Raw genomic sequence first — 17,992 nt, 5'->3', positions numbered from 1 at the left:
CCCTGGTTGCCTTACTTGGTTGCCGCGCTGCCCGTCAGGCGCTGAGCAACTCCAGTGTGGCGCCCGCAAAAGTTGCAGCCGAGCCATTCCATCGGGCCAACAACCCTTGCAGATTCTCGCCATCGGCCCGGTGGGCTGCGGTTTCCGACTCCAGCGTCGCCAGGATGCCGGTCCGCAGTTCCGTGTTGAAGTTCACCTTCCCAACGCGCATTGAGGGAGCTTTTGCCAACTCCCCGGCAGGGATGCCGGAGGCTCCGTGGAGCACCAGTGGCACCTCCGTCTTTGCAGCAACTTCCTGCAGTACGTCCCAACGGATGTTTGGCTCGCCCTTGTACTTCCCATGCACGTTGCCCACGGCGACGGCCAGTAGCTGGGCACCGGTGCGCTCAACAAAGCCGGCCACCTGTGCCAGGTTGGTGAGTCCCGCAACGGACGTTCCGGCGTCGTGCGCTGCACCTTCGGCGCCAAAGGCCTTGTCCTCGTCGCCCGCTAGGCCGCCCAACTCCGCCTCAATCACGACGTCGGCAGCGCCGGCCGCGTCAAGCGCGGCACGGACTTTACGGACCAGTGCAATGTTCGCCTCATAGGGCAAGGATGAGCCGTCAGCGAGCACCGCATCCGCACCGGCTGTCACGGATTCCAGGATGACCCGGAGGTCCGAGGCATGGTCCAACTGCACCGAGACCGGGACGCTGGCGTCGTCGGCCAAGCCGCGAAGGGCCGCGATGAGGCGCAGGCCATTGGGCGTGGACGCGGTCTTCGGAGCGACGAGCAGGATCACGCCGAGCCGGGCTTCCTCCGCCGCCGAAACAACAGCCAGGGCGGTGGTGAAGTCGTAGCAGGTGAAGGCCGGAACAGCCGAGCCGGAGCTCAGGGCAGAGTTGACCATATGGTCGAGTTTGCCGCGCATTAGTGGGCCAAACCTCCCACGAGGATCCAGGCAACGTAAGTCAACGCGAAGCCGGCCAAGCCCAGGATGGTGGTGAGGACGGTCCAGGTCTTAAGGCCATCGGACACGGTGAGGCCGTAGTAGCGGACCACGGTCCAGAACCCGGCGTCGGTCACGTGGGAAAGGCCCAGTGAACCGAAGCCAATGGCAATCACGATTACCGCGATCTGGGCTGGCGTGTAGGCGCCCTCCATTACAGCGGAAGTAAGCAGGCCGGTTGTGGTCACAATTGCCACGGTGGCCGAACCCTGGGCGGCGCGCAGTGCGAGGGAGATGATGAAACCGAGCACGATGACGGGAAGGCCGAGGCTATCCAGGGTATGGGACAGCGCTGCGCCGATTCCGGATGCGCGGAGGACTTCACCGAACACACCCCCGGCGGCCACCACCATGAGGATGGAGGCGATAGGGGGCAGAGCACCTTCGAAGATCTCCCCCGTCTCCTTGAGGGACCAGTTGCGGCGGACGGCCAGCAAGAAGAAGGACAGAGCCACAGCCACCAGGAGTGCGAAGAACGGGTTCCCAACAAAGGCGGCCACGCCGTACCAGTAGTTGTCCTTGGGGAGGGTCAGCGTTCCCACGGTGCCGAGCAGGATTTGGACGATCGGCGCGGCGACAAGGAACATGATCAGGCCCGGCCGCGGAGGGGCGATTGCGCGGGCGCCGGGGCCGTCATGGCCAACATGGACCAGTGATTCGGAACCAAATTCGTCCACCTGCTGCTTGACGCCTGGAAGCAATTCGTACTCTTTGCGGTTCATGATGCTGGCAACCCAGTAGGACAGGAAACCAAGCGGCACGCAAATGATCAGGGAGATCAGGGTGATGAGTCCAATGTCCGCACCGAACACGCCGGCCCCGGCAACGATGCCCGGATGCGGCGGCACGGCCACGTGAATGGACAGCATGATGCCGGCCATGGGCAGGCCGAACTTGATCGGGTGCACATTAGCGATCTTCGCGAACGCGTAAACAATGGGAACGAGGACGATCACGCCCACCTCGAAGAACACGGGGATCGCCACGAGGAAGCCGACAGCCGTCAGTGCAATGGCAACGCGTTTGGCGCCGAGCTTCTCAGTGAAGTGGGTAGCCAGCGACTGCACGCCGCCGGAAACTTCAATCATGCGGCCGAGAATGGCGCCAAGGGCGATCAGCAATGCGACCTTGCCCATGGTGCTGCCAACGCCCGTGGTCACAACAGTGAAGATGTCCTTGAGCGGAATCTGCGCGGCGACGCCCACGAGGATGCTGACGGCAAGCAAGGCAACAAAAGCTTGGATTTTGAAGCGGATGATCAACACCAGCAACAAGGCGATGCCCGCTGCGGCGATGGTCAGCAGCAGTGGTGTGCCCAGCTCCACTGCGGGCTTGATGGCGGGGGCGTCCGCCGCCTGAACCATCAGAGAGTTAACGAGGGGATTCATTGGGGGTGTCTCCTTTGACATACCAGTCCAGGGAAGACCGGCGGGAGGTGGCGGCGACGGCGAAGGGGGGATCGCCGTCGTCGCGCGTTCGGGTGGGATGCTTAGGCGGTGCGCTTTGCGGGCGCTACAACCTTGATGACGGCAGAATCGTCGGCGGCGGCGAGGCCCTGGGCCTGGCCGAGGAGGTAAAGCTGTTCGGCAGCGGCGGCGACCGGTGCGGCAAGGCCGGCAGCCCGGGTTGCCTTACCAACGATGCCCATGTCCTTGACGAAGATATCCAAGCGGCTGAGTACCTCGGCACCGTCTTCGGAGTAGGCCTCCAGGATGCGCGGTCCACGGTTTGAAAGCATGAAGGAACCGGCGGCTCCGGCTTCCAGGGCGGCGAGGGTCTTGGCCTGGTCGAGTCCGAGGGCGTCGGCAAGGGCCATAGCCTCGGCAGCAGCGGCGATGTGGACACCACAGAGGAGCTGATTGACGGTCTTGAGGGCCTGTCCATCGCCGGGCTTGTCGCCCACGATGCTCAGGGTGGAGGCCAGCAGTTCGAGAGCGGGGCGGGCCTTCTCCAGTGCCTCCGGCTCAGCACCGACAACAATCAGCAGGTCGCCTTCGCCGGCACGCTTCGGGCCGCCGGAGAGCGGCGCATCCACCAGGGCCACACCGTATTTTGCTAGCTTTTCCACCGTGGCGGGGATGGCTTCGGTGCCAACGGTGCTGCCGAGGATCACGACGGCGCCCGGCTTCAGTACCGAAGCTACGCCGTTCTCGCCGAAGAGGACATCGTTGAGCTGTTCGCCGTTACGGACGGCCAGAAGCAGCGCGTCGGCGCCATCCGATGCCTCGCGTGCAGAAGCAAAGGTCTTGATGCCGGCTGCTGCGGCGAGTTCCAGTCGGGGCTCGGCGATGTCGAAGCCGTGGACAGTCAGCTCGGACGCGAGCCGGGTTGCCATGGGCAGGCCCATGGCGCCGAGGCCCAGGACAGTGACGGTGTAGTTGCTGCTGGTCATGGTGTTCTCCGATAAATAGGGGCCACGCTTGCCGGGTTCCCTGGCCGGGCTTGCGAGGTTAGGGGGCAAGTGGGGATGGTTCTAGAAAATGGCGCTGAGCTTGCGGGTGACTTCAGTCAGGGATTGGTCATCGCCCACGTTTCCGGCGAACACGATGTACGGGATGCCCTTGGCAGGACCGTCCACCGGCTCCCAGAGCGAGACGATGCCCGGCAGCATGGGTCCGCGGACAATCGCGCGGCGGATTTCCAGGCCGTGCGCAGCGACGTCCGAGGACGTGATGCCTCCCTTGGCGATGACGAACCGCGGTGGGAAGGTCTTCAGCGTCCGGTTCACGACGGCGACGACGGCGGCAGAGACGGTGCGTGCGATCTTCAGGCTTGCTGCGGCGTCGTCGGTCTTGATGAGCAGGCGGCTGGTGTGGACGATGACGTCGCCCTTGTGAAGTGCGTCGACGACGTCGGACACGACAGTTGCGATGTAGGCATCGGCCTCGGCTGTCAGGAGCTTCTCGACGTCGATCTCGATGGTCCATGCCGAGCTGTGCTCTGCGGTCAGGGCGTTGAGCTGGCGCGTGGTGACGCCAACGTGCGAGCCGACCACGATCAGGCCACCTCCTGTGGAGGGGGTGTTGCCTGCATAGGCCTCTTCGGAGGTCAACGCTGTGCGGATCTCCTGGCCGATGCGGCCCCTCACGAAGGGCGGGCCCACTCGGTAGAGGAGCTTCTTGCCGCGGCGTTCGGATTCTTCGAGGCCCAGGGCCAGGGCGCGGAAATCATTCTCGGTAACGATGTCGGCCACGATCGGCGTGGAGTTGGTGGCGGACTCAAGGGCGTCGGCGATGGCCTTTGCCGAGATGGTGGGATCCTGGGCGGACGCTCCGGCGCGGATGACGTTGAGGTCAAGCACGATCACATCCCCGGCAGGGAACCGGCCCTGCGACTTCTCCTCCACGTACTTGGCCATCTCGGAGTTCTTGAAGCCGAAACTGGCGTCCTTGGCGAATTCCGTCTCGGCCACGGGAGTGAGTGTGCCTGCTGCTTCTCCGGTGCCCCGCATGTAGTGCACGCCACCGATGGTGACGCGGCCGGCGTCGGGGAATGCCGGAACGATCACCACGCCGTCGGTGGGTTCACCGGTCTCGGCTGCCACGGTGGCTGCAATGACGTCGGGCTCCAGCGGGTAGTGGCCGCGGAGGGTGGAGTCGCTGCGGCTGACAAAACCGAGCCTCACATTCCCTGCTGCCGCTGCCAGGGCATTGCGGACGATTTCCTCGTTGCGGGCTGCGGCTTCGGCCGGGTCCAGGCTGCGGGTGTTGGTGAGGACATAGACAGCAGGCTTGGTCTGGTTCTCACGGATGTGGGTGAATGCCCAGGTGAAGTCTGCGACGTCCCACCGGGTGAGCACGGCCAGATCCGCAACGGACTGCGTTCCCGTGGGGTCGTCGTCGAGGACTACCAGAACGCGGGGAGACGTTGCCGAGGACGCCGCAACGGCGTCAGCAACGAACTGAGCAGGAATCTGGACTTCCGCCGGGAAAGCGGCCAGAACGTCGACTTCAAGGGTCACTGTGCACTCCATCGTGGGAAATCTCTGTAGCGAATTGATGAATGTAAGATGTCAGACATCTAACATTTGAATTAGTGTGACACACGGCTCTACACCGCGCAAGGTGCTGCGCATCACTAGGCTGGGGGCATGGCCGACAGTGTTGTTCCGCTCCCGTTCGTGAACGTCCTCACGCCTACCGTTTCCGCAGGTGAGGCTACTCCCGTGGCACTGGTCCACGGTTGGGCCTCCGGCTCTGTGTACTGGGAACCACTAGCGAAAAAACTGCTCGACGCCGGCCGGACGGTCTGGATTTTCGACCTCCCGGGCTACCACCCAGGCGAAGAACTGCCACCGGACTTCGCCTGGACGCTGGACTCGGTGGCCGGTTCGGTAGCGGCAGCCATTGAAGTCAGGGGCAGCGGACCGGTGCACCTGGTGGGGCATTCCATGGGGGGCAGCGTTTCGTTGACAATTGCTGCGGCCCGCCCCGAACTGGTGGCCACCATAACCTTGGTGGGCATGGCCCCCGTGCCGCAGAATCAGGGTTTCAAGACGCTGCTGCGCTCCCAACTGGATCAGGGATTTTTCGATCCCGGGACCGTAGCAAAGCTCATGAATGCTTGGTACGGGGAGCTGTCCGCAGCAGACATGGCGCGGCTCAGCACAGGATTTGATGCGCCGTTCCCGATACTGTCCGCCAGCGCCGTGGCTGCCATGACCGGCGTCGAACCTTCAGTGCCCGGGCGCGTCCTCGCGCCACTGCTGGTGATGGCCGGCACCGATGACCGGGTGCGGCCCATGGAGCAGATGCGCGCGTTCGTAGCCGAAAGCCCGCATCGGCAGCTGAGTGCCATCCCCGGTGCCGGCCACAACGTCCACTGGGAACAACCGGAAAAATGCGCTGCGGCACTAACTGCTTTTTGGGAAACAAGCCGGCCACCGCCAGCGTAAGATGTCTGACAACCGCCCGTCCGAGGGAAATGCGCAGGAAGCCGGGCGGTCTGAAGTAGAGGAAATGGGGATACATGGCACGCAAGTCGCTGGTCGGCGTCGTTGCTGACGAGCTGCTGGACCGGATCATCGCGGGCGAGTTCCCGCCCGGAACGGTGGTCCCCGGAGAGCTTGAGCTCAGCGCCAAACACGAGGTGAGCCGGATGACTGTGCGCGAGGCCATGAAAACCCTCGAGGCGCAGCGGATCCTTAGTGTCGAACGCGGCCGCGGAACCTTCGTCAACCCCCTCAACCAATGGGCGTCGCTGGAAGCCGTTTTGCGCGCGGCCTCAGAGGGAACCAAGGATGCAGCTGCCGCCATCCAGCTGATCGAGCTGCGCCGCATGCTTGAAACCGGCGCCTGCGAACTGGCAGCCGAACGCATCTCCGATGACGAACTCACGGCCCTCAAGGAGCACGTGGAAAAGATGCAGGCCGCCCACGAAATCAATGACCTCGCGGCCTTTGTGGAAGCAGACCTTGCCTTCCACGACGTGATCCTTCACGCCTCAGGCAACGTCTTTGTCGCCGTGCTCTTCGAACCGCTGCACCGGGTCCTCGAAGCCCGGCGCACCGAAACCTCAGCCTTCCCGGAGATCCAGGAACACGCGATCGGCCACCACCGGAAGATCGCGGCCGCTTTGGAATCGCGCAACCCCAACGACTCGCGTCTCGCGATGGATGCCCATATGCAGCAAACGCTGGATGACCTGAAGACGTACGTGCTGGAGGCGTGACAGCAGATGCCCTCGTTTAGCGGCGCAGGCTCTCGCTGGGCAGCTCCCCGAAGGCCTTCACGTAGAGCGCAGAGAAGCGCCCTTGGTGCGTGAAGCCGCATAGCTCAGCAACTGCCGTGACGCTCTGCTCGCGGGGGTTCGCTTCGAGAAGCATCTCCCGGGCACGATCCAGCCGGATACTTCGCAACAGCTCCGACGGCGTCGCTCCGGTTTCCGCCCGTAGGGCTGTTTGCAGCGTTCGGACTGAGACGCCCAAGCACTCGGCGATGTCCGGCACGGTGAGTTCCTCGAAAGCATGCCGCTCCAACAGCTCGCGGCATTCGCGTACGAGCCGGCTTTCGGACTCCGCGTCCCGGGTCTCACCACTGGGCAACGCCATCGCCATCAGCAAGCGTGACATCATGCTGTCGGCCAGTAATCCCTGCACAAAGACGGGGGCTGTGGACTGTGGTTGGCTGATCATGTCGTCATGAAGCTCGACGACGGACCTCAAGAACGCCCGACCGGTGGCGCTCGAGAGGTCCATGCCGTAGCCCAGGTCAACAGCGCTGTCGCCATACAACTGCTCGGCCACGCGCTCCATCGCCGAGCGCCTCACATACACAATCAGGTGCGGACTGCCGCTGTCCCAGCTCATGGAAAAGGGCCGGTCAATCGGCGGAACCGTGGCCATCCGCGGACTGGATTCCACAGTGATTGCTCCCACCTGCATGGAAGCATGCCCGGCCAGCGGGATTTGCACCAAATGGAAATCCTGCAGGCCTTCGGGCTCTATCCGAACATCCGCGCCGTAATCCAGGAACTCGATCCCAACATCGCCCCGGTGCAATGAGCGCAGCTTCATGTCCATCAAAGATGCACGCGTCCGCGGGGCGAGCTCGTGGCTGCAGAACAACTCAGCGATCTTGGCATGAGCCTCGTCCACATCCGTTGTGGCCACCGTTGGTTGTCCCCGCAGAACATCACGGGCAAGAATCCTGACCATCCGCCACCTACTTCACGGGTAATTGCACGCCACACGGTTTTCTGGAGCTTTTCGCCTTTCGGATGATCCCCGCGCCAAGTGGATATTCCGGAGTGCAGCGTCTGTCTAGAGTCGCTTTTAAGACAAGTATGACGCAGCTCACAAACCATACCAACAGCCGAAGCGAGGTGAGGAACAGTGAAGAACATCAAGGTTGTACATGACCGCAGGGACGAATGGGACAAGAGCCACTTCGAACTCTGGGCGGCGGAGCTTCAGGCCAGGGAAACCCACCTCACTTCCGCGGCGTGGGTTGGTTGGCACGAGGAAGAGGAAGACCCTGCGTAATTCGGATAATTCCCGCGCCAAGTGGATATTCCATCCGGCGGTGGCTGCCTAGAGTCGCTTGCAGGACAAATATGACGCACGTCATATTTACGTAACATCGTCATCGCAGGAAAGGGTTCGGCACATGTCAACACTCGAGGGCAGGACAGCAATTGTTACCGGCGGAGCAACCAAAGTAGGCCAAGGCGTGGCCGCCGCATTGCGGGACGCCGGGGCCACGGTGGTAGTGGCGGATATAGACCCCGACGGCGCCTCACTCACCGCCGGGCTGGGCGAAGGAATCCATTACTCCCACACTGACATCACTGATGATGACGCTGTGAACCTGCTGGTCAGCGGGGCGGCTGCACAGCACGGCAGCGTGGATATCCTGGTGAACCTCGCCTGCACCTACAAGGATGAGGGGTCCAACTCCGGCCGCACCGACTGGCTGGAAGCACTCAATGTAAATCTGGTCAGTGCGGTGGTGGCGAGCAACGCGGCGCGCCCCTACCTGAAAGCCTCCGGACACGGCGCCATCATCAACTTCACCTCCATTTCCAGCTCGGTTGCCCAGACCGGCCGCTGGCTCTACCCGGCGAGCAAAGCCGCGCTTGTCCAGGTCACCCGCAGCATGGCAGTGGACTTCGCGGGGGACGGCATCCGGGTGAATTCCGTGAGTCCCGGTTGGGTGTGGAGCAACATCATGGACTCGCTCAGCAGCGGGAACATCGAAAAGACAGACTCAGTCGCCGCGCCTTTCCACGCGCTCAAGCGCGTCGGCCGCCCGCACGAGGTGGGTGACGTCGTCGCGTTCCTCGCGAGCGACCAGGCCAGCTTCGTGACCGGCGCAGATTGGGCTGTCGACGGCGGCTACTCCGCCCTGGGTCCGGAACGAGCCGAAGAGGCCATTCCGCTGCTCGCTGCCAACTAGCGCCAAGCTTCAAGACACCTTCCACCAGAGAAAAGGGCAACACCATGACGCAACGCCATATCACCATCATCGGCGCCGGACAGTCCGGGCTGCAGCTCGGCATCGGCCTGCTCGATGCCGGCTACCAGGTCACCACGATCTCCAATCGCACGCCCGAGGAGATTGCTGAAGGCAAAGTAGCCTCCAGCCAGTGCATCTTCCACAACGCCTTGGAACACGAGCGGGCCCTGGGGTTGGATTTTTGGCCGGACGCTCCCACCGTTGACGGCATCTCCTTCACCATCCCCCACCCCGAACTTCCGGGCGAGAAGGCCATCAGTTGGGCTTCCCGCCTCGACAACCACGCCACATCGATCGATCAGCGCGTGAAGTTCCCCAAGTTCATGGAGGAGTTCACTGCACGGGGCGGCGAGCTGGTGTTCGAGGATGCCGGCGTAGCCGAGCTGGAAAAATACACCCGAAACTCAGACCTGGTGATTGTGGCAGCAGGCAAGGGTGAAATTGCACAACTGTTCACCCGCGACGGCGAGCGCAGCACCTACGACGCCCCGCAGCGCGCGTTGGCCCTGACCTACGTGAAGGGTCTGAAGCCCCGCCAAGAGTACTCCGCGGTCTCGTTCAACCTCATCCCCGGTGTGGGGGAATACTTCGTTTTCCCGGCACTGACCACCACCGGCCCTTGCGAAATCATGGTCTTCGAAGGAGTTCCGGGCGGACCCATGGATACTTGGAAGGGCCTGTCCCCCGCGGAACATCTGCAGAACTCCAAGAACGTCCTCAAGACGTTCCTGCCTTGGGAAGCCGAACGGGCCACGGATGTGGAACTGACCGATCCCAACGGCGTGCTGCAGGGTCGTTTCGCGCCCACCGTCCGTCACCCCATTGCCACGCTGCCAAGCGGCAGGCAGATACTGGGCTTGGCCGACGTCGTGGTTTTGAATGATCCCATCACAGGGCAGGGCTCCAACAACGCCAGCAAATGCGCGGCATCGTATCTGGACAGCATCATCCAGCACGGCGCTGGAGCCTTCGATGCAAACTTCATGCAGGCCACCTTTGAGCGCTATTGGGATTATGCCCAGCACGTTGCACACTGGACAAATGCCCTCCTGGCCCCGCCGCCACCGCATGTCCTTGAGCTCCTGGGCGCCGCGAACAACGAGCCGGACATCGCGCACCGCTTCGCCAACGGCTTCAACCACCCTCCGGAATTCCAGGAGTGGTTTATGTATCCCGACAAAGCCGCCAGCTACCTCGCTGATCTGTCGGCGGCCAAAGTTTCGTAGCACATCCCTGCTAACAAGGACACCCTCATGCGAAAAATAGCGATTATCGGGGCCGGCGAATCCGGGGCCCAGTTGGCCCTTGGCCTCCAACGCGGAGGCTACGCGGTGACACTTCTGTCCGACCGTTCCGCAGCACAGATCCGCACAGGCAAGGTCATGTCCAGCCAGTGCATGTTCTCCACAGCCCTCGATGCCGAAGCCCACATGGGAACGGCGCTCACCGGGTTCTACGACTCCGGATCCGTCCCCGGCATCACCTCCATTCGATTGCGCGTGGACGCCGAGGAACCCATTGAATGGGAGGCTCCTCTGGACGGGCCCGCCCGCTCCATCGACCAACGGATCAAGAGCGCCCTCTGGATCGAGACGTTTGTTGCAGCCGGTGGTGACTTCCGCATTGAGAAGGTCACCCCGCGGATGCTCGAAGAACTCGCCCGCGACTACGAACTCGTCATCGTCAGCACGGGCAAGGGTGAGATCGGCCAGATCTTTCCCCGCGACAAGGCGAAGTCACCCTTCGACCGCCCGCAGCGGGTGCTGGCGCTGAACTACGTCAAGCCCGACGGCGGCGCTTCCGCCGGCCCGGCAGCAGACGCGTCACCCAGCAGCGCCTCCAGCAGCGGCGATGCCATCCGCATGTCCATGGTCCCCGGCGTCGGGGAGTTCTTCACCTTCCCCGGCCTGACCGTCACCGGACCGTGCCGCATGATGGTGTTCGAAGGCGTGGTGGGCGGCCCGATGGACCGTTGGACCGACGTCGGAACCCCGCAAGAGCAGCTCGAGCGTTCGCTGGAAATACTTCGCGATCATTTCCCGCACGAGGCCGGCAATTTCGAGGGCGCGGAACTGACTGACGACGGTGCCACGCTCCTGGGACGCATCACTCCCACGGTGAGGTCCGCCGTCGGGGAACTTGGGAACGGGGAGCTGGTGTTCGGCCTCGGTGACGCCGTGGTTCTCAACGATCCCCTCACCGGGCAGGGATCCAACAACGCGACGCTGGCCGCCAAGTATTACCTGGATTCGATCGTTCGCCGGGGACAGCAGCCGTTCGACCGCCATTGGATGGAGCGGACGTTCGATGAGTTCTGGCGCGGGTGGGGCCAATGGGCGGTGGAGTGGACCAACGACCTTCTGAAGCCGCGCCGCGACCACCAGAAGACGCTCCTCACCGAAGCCGCTGAGCACCCCGCTCTGGCAGCGGGCATTGTGGCGGGCTTCGACGATCCACGCACGTCATACCCTTGGTGGTTCGACCCCACCGCCGCGGCAGACTTCATGCAGGCGCGCAAAGAGGATGACACCTCGGTGTTCGACGTCCGTGATTTCAGGGGCGCGTTGGGGCAGTTCGCCACGGGCGTTACCGTGGTGACCACCGTGGCTGCCGACGGGCGGAAGGTGGGCATGACCGCGAATTCGTTCACCTCGGTCTCCATGGAACCTCCGTTGGTGCTGTGGTGCCCCGGCAAACGGTCACCAAGCCTGGGCGACTTCGAGAACGCCACGCACTTCGCCATCAACATCCTGGCCAGCGACCAGCACGTCCTTTCCCGCCAGTTCGCCACTCCCGCCATCGACAAGTTCGCCGGGACGGAGACCACCGAGGGCATCGCCGGGATCCCGCTGTTGGACGGGGCGGTTGCGACCTTCCAGTGCCGAACAGTTTCGCGACATGACGCCGGGGACCATGTCATCTACGTGGGTGAAGTGGAAAGCTACAAGCACGACGGCGGCGCTCCCCTGGTGTTCCACGGCGGCAAGTACCACGCCACCGCCAGCCATCCGGATTTCTAGGCACTCCCTTTTGACTTCTGTGTTTTTCTGAAAGGTGCGGATATGGAAGATTCCCTTGACGTCGCGATCATCGGATCAGGCATCAATTCCTTGGTGGCCGCAGCTGAGTTGGCCTTGGCCGGGAAACGCGTGTGCGTCATTGAGCGCTCGGATCGGCTGGGTGGTTTCATTCAGTCAGCCGAGCGGACCCTTCCGGGCTTCATCCACGACTCCTTCTCTTCCTGGCACCCGTTGTTCGTGTCCGGTAGTGCCTACGGGGTGTTGGGCAAGGAACTGCACGCCCGGGGTCTGGAATACTGCAACACCTCCGGCCCAGTGACGGCCAGCGTTGCTGCGGATCCTGCCACCGGAGCCCACCGCGTGATCATTGCCCAGCGTGATCCGGCCGAGACGGCTGCTGCGTTCAAGGCCTCCGGCGATCAAGCCGCCTATATGGCCATGTTGGATGATCTCGGGCGGAATGCCGGCACGGTTTTCGGAGCGTTCGGGGCCGAACTTCGATCGTTTGGGGAGGTGGCCAAAATTGCGTTTGGCGCTGTTCGCCGCGGGCGCTTTAGTGGCACGGAGGCTTTCGTCCGGGATTCCGTGATGAGCGGCCGGAACTACACCCGCAGCCGCTTTGACGGGTGGGAAGCAGACCAGCTGTGGTCTCCCTGGCTCCTGCACGCAGGCCTCAGTCCGGACCAGGCAACCGGGGGAGTCATGCTGCCCGTGATGGCCATGAGCATGCACAGCTTCGGACTCCCGATCGTCAAAGGCGGGGCGTCAAAGTTCGTAGCGGCGTTTGAGTCGTTGCTGCGAGACAACGGGGCTCGGATCATGCTGGGTGTGGAGGCCGAGGAGATCCTGGTGGCCGGCGGGTCAGTGGCTGGAGTGAAGACTCCACAAGGAGTGGTTTCTGCCAAGACGGTGCTGGCGAATGTTTCGCCCCAAGCCCTCTACCTCCAGCTCCTTCGCCAGCCACCGGCCGGTACTGCCGACGCCGCTGAACACTATCAAAACGGCCGCGGGGCCATGCAGATCCATCTGGCTTTGGACAAGCCTGTGGAGTGGCTCGATCCGCGGCTCAACGAGGTTCCCCTGGTTCATATCAGCAACGGCTCGGACAGCACCGGGATCGCCTGCGCCCAGGCCGAAGCCGGCCTGTTGCCCAGCGAACCCACCGTGGTGGTGGGGCAGCAATACGTCCTGGACCCGACCCGCGCTCCGACGGGCAAGGCAACCCTGTGGCTGCAGCTCCAGGAAGTACCGTTCTCTCCCGTGGGTGATGCGGCGGGCGAACTGTCGGTTGCCGAAGGTTGGACCGACCAGCTGAAGCAGGGCTACCTGGAACGGGTCCTGGACCGGTTGGAGCAGTTCGCACCGGGAACCCGGGCTACTGTTCTGGCTTCAGACATCCTTGCCCCCACGGACCTGTTGTCCGCGAACCCCAACGCCGTCAACGGCGACCCCTACGGCGGCTCAGCGGAGCTCTTCCAAAATCTGCTCTGGAGGCCTTTTCCTGCCGCGGCAGGTCACCAAACCGCCGTCGACGGTCTCTGGCACATCGGCGCTTCCACCCATCCAGGACCTGGCCTTTCCGGCGGTTCCGGACACCTGGTGGCCCAAAAACTGACCGCACCGCCATCACGATTTTCCCGTATTCAAGCAGCACTGAAACCAAGCAAGCGATAGGAGAACAATGTCTGTTCTGGCCGGGCTCACTGCAGCCCTCTCGAGCGGTTCGGTGGAAATCATCGACCTCACCACGCCCCTGAGCTCCGAAACCCCCATCCTGAACCTGCCGCAACCGTTCGCGAACACGGTTGGGTTGTCGGTCTCGCCGGTGAGTAACTTCGACGACGCCGGCCCGGCGTGGGCGTGGAACGACGTCACCGTGGGCGAACACGCCGGGACGCACCTGGACGCCCCGGTCCACTGGATCACCGGGAAGGACGGAAAATCCGTGGACCAGATCGAACCACAACGGCTGGTTGGCCCCATCGCGGTGATCGACAAGACAGCCGAGGTTTCCGCAGACCCGGATTTCCTGCTGGAACCGGAGCATTTTGAGCAGTGGCAGTCTGAGCATGGGTTGTTCCCGGAGAACTGTTGGGTGATCTTCCGGACCGGTTGGGCGGCCCGCGGCGCTGACGCTGAGGCTTTCGTCAACGCGGACGACGCCGGACCCCACACTCCCGGCGTCTCTGCGGCGGGTGCCAAATGGCTCGCCGGAAACGCCTCGATCTCCGGTTTCGGTGTGGAGACCGTGGGCATCGACGCCGGGCAGGCCGGCGCCCTGGATCCGATGTTCCCCGTCCATTCATTCCTCCTCGGGGCGGACAAGTACGGCGTGACCTCACTGCGGAATGTCGACCGGCTCCCCGTCACCGGCGCCACCCTGGTAGTGGCGCCCTTGCCCATTGTGGGCGGCACCGGCAGCCCCAGTCGCGTCTACGCGCTGATTGAAAAGGACGCAGAGAAAGCATGAGCGAACAAGTGCGGGTCTCGACGCTGGTGGGTAGGACGCTGGCGAAGCTCGGTGTAGGGCATGTTTTCGGCGTGGTCGGCTCCGGCAACTTCGATGTCACCAGCACCCTCATGGCCGAAGGCATCGGGTTCACCGCGGCCCGGCACGAAGGCGGTGCGGCCACCATGGCGGATGCGTACTCGCGGATGTCCGGCAAGGTGGGCGTGGTCACCACGCATCAAGGCTGCGGGCTGAGCAACGCCATCACCGGCATCGGTGAGGCAGCGAAGAGCCGGACGCCGATGATCGTGCTGACCGCCGATACCCAGGCCGCGGCCATCCGGTCCAACTTCAAGATCGACCAAGACGCCCTGGCCCGCAGCGTAGGAGCCGTGGCCGAACGCATCCATTCCCCCGCAACAGCCGTCGCGGACACTGTCAGGGCCTTCCGGACCGCGGTGAATGAACGCCGCACGGTGGTGCTGAGCTTGCCGTTGGACATCCAAAGTGCCACAACCTCAACCGCGGCAGATGAGGTGAGTGCCGTCGTCGTGCCTGAACCGTTGAAGATCCGCCCCGACACTGCCGCCGTTGAGCAGCTGGTGGCGCTGATTTCCGCCGCTGAACGGCCCGTCTTTGTCGCCGGACGCGGAGGGCGGGGTGCGCGGGACGAGATCCTGGCACTCGCGCGGCATGCCGGGGCCCTGGTGGCGACGTCGGCTGTGGCGAGTGGGCTGTTCAACGGTGACTCCCACAACCTGGGTATCTCCGGCGGATTCTCCTCGCCTGCCACCGCCGAGCTCATCAGCGGTGCGGACCTGATCGTGGGGTGGGGTTGCGCGCTGAACATGTGGACCATGCGGCACGGACGGCTGATTTCCGCCGGGACCACAGTGGTGCAGATCGACGTCGAAGACTCTGCCCTGGGCGCTAACCGGCCCATCTCACTGGGAGTGCTGGGAGACTCAGCGCTGACCGCGGCCGATGTGCTGGCCGCGGTCGCCGGCGTCCAGCCCGAACCGGCAGAAAAGTACCGCACTGAGACCAACGCCCTGGCCATCAAACAGGGTTCGCGGTGGCGGGATGTCGAAACCGAAGACCTATCCACCGCCACAGCCATCGACCCACGCGTCCTCACCCGCGAACTCGACACCCTGCTCCCGGCCGAAAGGATCGTGGCCGTCGATTCGGGCAACTTCATGGGCTACCCCAGCCAATACCTTGCCGTGCCGGACGAGTACGGATTCTGCTTCACCCAAGCCTTCCAAGCCATCGGGCTCGGACTGTACACCGCGATTGGTGCTGCACTTGCCCAACCACACCGGCTGCCGGTGCTGGGCGCGGGCGACGGTGGATTCCTCATGGGGATCAGCGAATTGGAGACCGCCGCGAGGCTGAAACTCCCGATGGTGTGCATCGTCTACAACGACGCCGCCTACGGCGCGGAAGTCCACCACTTCGCTTCGGAGCACACAGAAGCCGAGCTCGCCAGCGTGGTCTTCCCGGAGACGGACATCGCCGCGATCGCCCGCGGATTCGGCGCTGAAGGAGTGACAGTGCGGACTGCGGCAGACCTCGATGCTGTGCGCCCATGGATCGCGGCCTACGAAGCCGGAACGCAGAACCGTCCCCTGGTGATCGACGCGAAAATAGCCTCCGACGGCGGTTCGTGGTGGTTGGCTGAGGCCTTTCAAGGCCACTAACTGCGGGCTCCCGCAAATTGAGGAAATCCCGCCGCCACTAACTCAAGGAGGCAGCACCGAGCCCAACTAAGTAGCAGCACAGGCCGTTCTGAGCCCTCATCACGGCCTGTGCTGCTACCTACATGGGTGGGGGCTACGCCTCGACGTCCGTGTTCACGATGTACACGTCGCAGGGAGCACCATGCGCCACGCTGTTGGCGATGCTGCCCAGGACGCGACCCAGGCCCTTCATGCGCTTGTTGCCCACCACGATCAGCGAGGCGTTGTTGGTCTCGGCATAGTTGATGAGGGCGTTGGCCGGAGTGCCGCGGGCTGCGAAGTACTTGATGTTGCCAGCGGGAACGTCCAGCTCTTCGGAGACCTTGCGGGCCACGTACTCCGCGGAATCCGCCGAGGAGACAGTGATGCGGTCGCTGCCGCTGCCGAACTCTTCGATGCGGTCATCGGAGAAGCCGCTGATCACGTGCAGTTCGGCACCGAGTGCGGTGGCGAGCTTCGCTGCTGCCACTGCTGCGCGCTTGGCCGTCTCGCTGCTGTCGACGCCGACCACAATAACTTCTGACATGAGTACTCCTGGTTGTGGGGATTCACTGGGTGCTGCTGCAAGAAATCTACACTCGATCACCATCCGCCGGGATGACCCTTTTGCGTCTGGAGTGTTTACGGCCGGAATCTCAGGGTAGGGATAAATCATCGGAACGATCACACGACCGAAAGGCAAGACAATGAGCGACGCACGATTTTCCCCGCAGACCGCCATCGTCACGGGATCGGATTCAGGAATCGGGCGGGCCACCGCAGTGGCCTTGGCCAAAGCAGGCATGGATGTAGGGATCACCTGGCACTCGGATCAGCAGGGAGCTGAGGAAACCGCGGAGGAGGTCCGTGGTCTGGGTCGGAGAGCAGTGGTCCGCCACCTGGACACCACTGATGCCCGGGGAACAGCTGCAGCCATCCACAAGCTTGCTGAGGAACTTGGCGGCGTGGACGTCTTCGTCAACAACTCAGGAACCGGCGACGGCACCAAATTCCTTGAGTTGGACTACGACACGTGGATGTCCACCTTGGACACGAACCTCAACGGAGCCTTCGTGGCAATGCAGACCGCAGCCAAGCGCATGGTGAAGGCCGGCCGCGGTGGGCGCATCATCGCCGTCACCAGCGTCCACGAGTTCCAGCCAAGGGTAGGAGCCTCGGCGTATGACGCCTCCAAGCACGGCTTGGGTGGCCTCATCAAAACCATGGCCCTGGAACTCGCTGAGCACGGCATCACCGCCAACAATGTGGCGCCGGGCGAAATCGCGACTCCCATGACAGGCCAGGAAGATGAAGATCCCACCCGGAAGGAACGGCCCGGAGTTCCGCTGGGACGTCCCGGCGATGCCCGGGAAATCGCCGCTGTCATCGCCTTCCTGGCATCACCGGATTCCAGTTACGTCAACGGCGCTTCTTGGCCGGTGGACGGCGGAATGTTGCAGATGGGACCCCAGGCGGGTTCGCACATCACGAGCAACGACTGGCGCGAAAGCTAAGCCCCTGCAGACTCTGGCCGCACGGTGATCCGTGGGCTAGTCTGCATGGACGGCCTGCCTGGCGGGCCTGATTTTCCAGAGATTCGTAAGACGTTGATGAGGAGCACCATGGCTGGCCACACATATAGCGTTTCCGAAATTGTAGGAACTTCCACCGAGGGCGTTGACGACGCGATCAAGAATGGCATCGCAACAGCCTCCCAGACCCTGCGGAACCTGGACTGGTTTGAGGTCAAGGAAATCCGCGGCCACCTTGAGGACGGCGCAGTGGCCGACTGGCAGGTCACCATCAAGCTTGGTTTCCGCCTGGAGCGCTGATCACCCCTTCATTACACCCGCGAGATG

The 17,992-nt window shown here is 63.4% G+C and carries 17 protein-coding genes; 11 read left to right on the top strand and 6 right to left on the bottom strand.

Features of this window, described 5'->3' with window-relative positions; translation table 11 throughout:
• Window positions 1–34: 34 nt before the first annotated feature.
• From A477_RS0100410 to A477_RS0100395, 4 genes are all read right to left on the bottom strand, one after another.
• The gene (locus tag A477_RS0100410; RefSeq protein ID WP_017197069.1) at window positions 35–910 is read right to left on the bottom strand and encodes a class II fructose-bisphosphate aldolase; all 876 of its coding nucleotides are present in this window, start codon (window positions 908–910) and stop codon (window positions 35–37) included.
• On the bottom strand, window positions 910–2,376 hold the full coding sequence (locus tag A477_RS0100405; RefSeq protein ID WP_017197068.1) for a GntP family transporter: 1,467 nt from the start codon (window positions 2,374–2,376) through the stop codon (window positions 910–912). Before A477_RS0100405 ends, A477_RS0100410 begins: the two co-directional genes overlap by 1 nt.
• Window positions 2,377–2,477: 101 nt before the next feature.
• Entirely contained in the window at window positions 2,478–3,380 is a 903-nt protein-coding gene (locus tag A477_RS0100400) for an NAD(P)-dependent oxidoreductase (RefSeq protein ID WP_026005249.1), read from the bottom strand.
• Between the two features lie 81 nt (window positions 3,381–3,461).
• Window positions 3,462–4,949 (bottom strand): four-carbon acid sugar kinase family protein, encoded by a 1,488-nt coding sequence (locus A477_RS0100395; protein WP_017197066.1) that lies wholly within the window; start codon window positions 4,947–4,949, stop codon window positions 3,462–3,464.
• Window positions 4,950–5,078: 129 nt separating this feature from the next.
• On the opposite strand from A477_RS0100395, the gene A477_RS0100390 reads away from it, so the two are divergent.
• Window positions 5,079–5,882: an alpha/beta fold hydrolase gene (locus A477_RS0100390; protein WP_017197065.1), complete on the top strand. Its 804-nt coding sequence runs from the start codon at window positions 5,079–5,081 to the stop codon at window positions 5,880–5,882.
• Between the two features lie 74 nt (window positions 5,883–5,956).
• Window positions 5,957–6,658: a FadR/GntR family transcriptional regulator gene (locus tag A477_RS0100385; protein ID WP_017197064.1), complete on the top strand. Its 702-nt coding sequence runs from the start codon at window positions 5,957–5,959 to the stop codon at window positions 6,656–6,658.
• Between the two features lie 16 nt (window positions 6,659–6,674).
• Here A477_RS0100385 and A477_RS0100380 read toward each other — a convergent pair whose 3' ends face one another.
• The gene (locus tag A477_RS0100380; RefSeq protein WP_017197063.1) at window positions 6,675–7,643 is read right to left on the bottom strand and encodes an AraC family transcriptional regulator; all 969 of its coding nucleotides are present in this window, start codon (window positions 7,641–7,643) and stop codon (window positions 6,675–6,677) included.
• Between the two features lie 177 nt (window positions 7,644–7,820).
• Here A477_RS0100380 and A477_RS23405 point away from each other — a divergent pair, with 177 nt between their 5' ends.
• The 7 genes from A477_RS23405 (at window position 7,821) to A477_RS0100345 (ending at window position 16,115) form a co-directional block, all read left to right on the top strand.
• Window positions 7,821–7,970, top strand: coding sequence for a hypothetical protein (locus A477_RS23405; protein WP_017197062.1), 150 nt, complete (start codon window positions 7,821–7,823; stop codon window positions 7,968–7,970).
• A 124-nt stretch (window positions 7,971–8,094) separates the two neighbouring features.
• Window positions 8,095–8,883 carry an SDR family oxidoreductase gene (locus A477_RS0100370; RefSeq protein ID WP_017197061.1) on the top strand — a complete coding sequence of 263 codons (789 nt, stop codon included), beginning with the start codon at window positions 8,095–8,097 and terminating at the stop codon, window positions 8,881–8,883.
• A gap of 44 nt (window positions 8,884–8,927) precedes the next feature.
• Window positions 8,928–10,169, top strand: coding sequence for a styrene monooxygenase/indole monooxygenase family protein (locus A477_RS0100365; protein ID WP_017197060.1), 1,242 nt, complete (start codon window positions 8,928–8,930; stop codon window positions 10,167–10,169).
• 27 nt (window positions 10,170–10,196) lie between these two features.
• Entirely contained in the window at window positions 10,197–11,963 is a 1,767-nt protein-coding gene (locus A477_RS0100360) for a flavin reductase (protein WP_017197059.1), read from the top strand.
• Between the two features lie 42 nt (window positions 11,964–12,005).
• A complete protein-coding gene (locus tag A477_RS0100355; RefSeq protein ID WP_017197058.1) occupies window positions 12,006–13,637 on the top strand; it encodes a phytoene desaturase family protein in 1,632 nt (543 codons plus the stop codon).
• Window positions 13,638–13,644: 7 nt separating this feature from the next.
• A complete protein-coding gene (locus tag A477_RS0100350) occupies window positions 13,645–14,433 on the top strand; it encodes a cyclase family protein (RefSeq protein WP_017197057.1) in 789 nt (262 codons plus the stop codon).
• The gene (locus A477_RS0100345; RefSeq protein ID WP_017197056.1) at window positions 14,430–16,115 is read left to right on the top strand and encodes a thiamine pyrophosphate-binding protein; all 1,686 of its coding nucleotides are present in this window, start codon (window positions 14,430–14,432) and stop codon (window positions 16,113–16,115) included. Before A477_RS0100350 ends, A477_RS0100345 begins: the two co-directional genes overlap by 4 nt.
• 133 nt (window positions 16,116–16,248) lie before the next feature.
• Here the strand turns inward: A477_RS0100345 and A477_RS0100340 are convergent, their stop codons facing one another.
• A complete protein-coding gene (locus tag A477_RS0100340) occupies window positions 16,249–16,680 on the bottom strand; it encodes a universal stress protein (protein WP_017197055.1) in 432 nt (143 codons plus the stop codon).
• A gap of 160 nt (window positions 16,681–16,840) precedes the next feature.
• On the opposite strand from A477_RS0100340, the gene A477_RS21840 reads away from it, so the two are divergent.
• Window positions 16,841–17,647, top strand: a complete 807-nt coding sequence (locus A477_RS21840) for an SDR family oxidoreductase (RefSeq protein WP_017197054.1) — start codon at window positions 16,841–16,843, stop codon at window positions 17,645–17,647.
• Window positions 17,648–17,755: 108 nt separating this feature from the next.
• Window positions 17,756–17,965 carry a dodecin gene (locus A477_RS0100330; protein ID WP_011773002.1) on the top strand — a complete coding sequence of 70 codons (210 nt, stop codon included), beginning with the start codon at window positions 17,756–17,758 and terminating at the stop codon, window positions 17,963–17,965.
• Window positions 17,966–17,992 lie beyond the last annotated feature (27 nt).

The sequence above is a fragment of the Arthrobacter sp. M2012083 genome (assembly GCF_000281065.1).
Classification (GTDB): domain Bacteria; phylum Actinomycetota; class Actinomycetes; order Actinomycetales; family Micrococcaceae; genus Arthrobacter.
The sequence above is the reverse complement of the archived record's forward strand: the minus strand, read 5'-3'. Positions and strand labels throughout refer to the sequence as shown.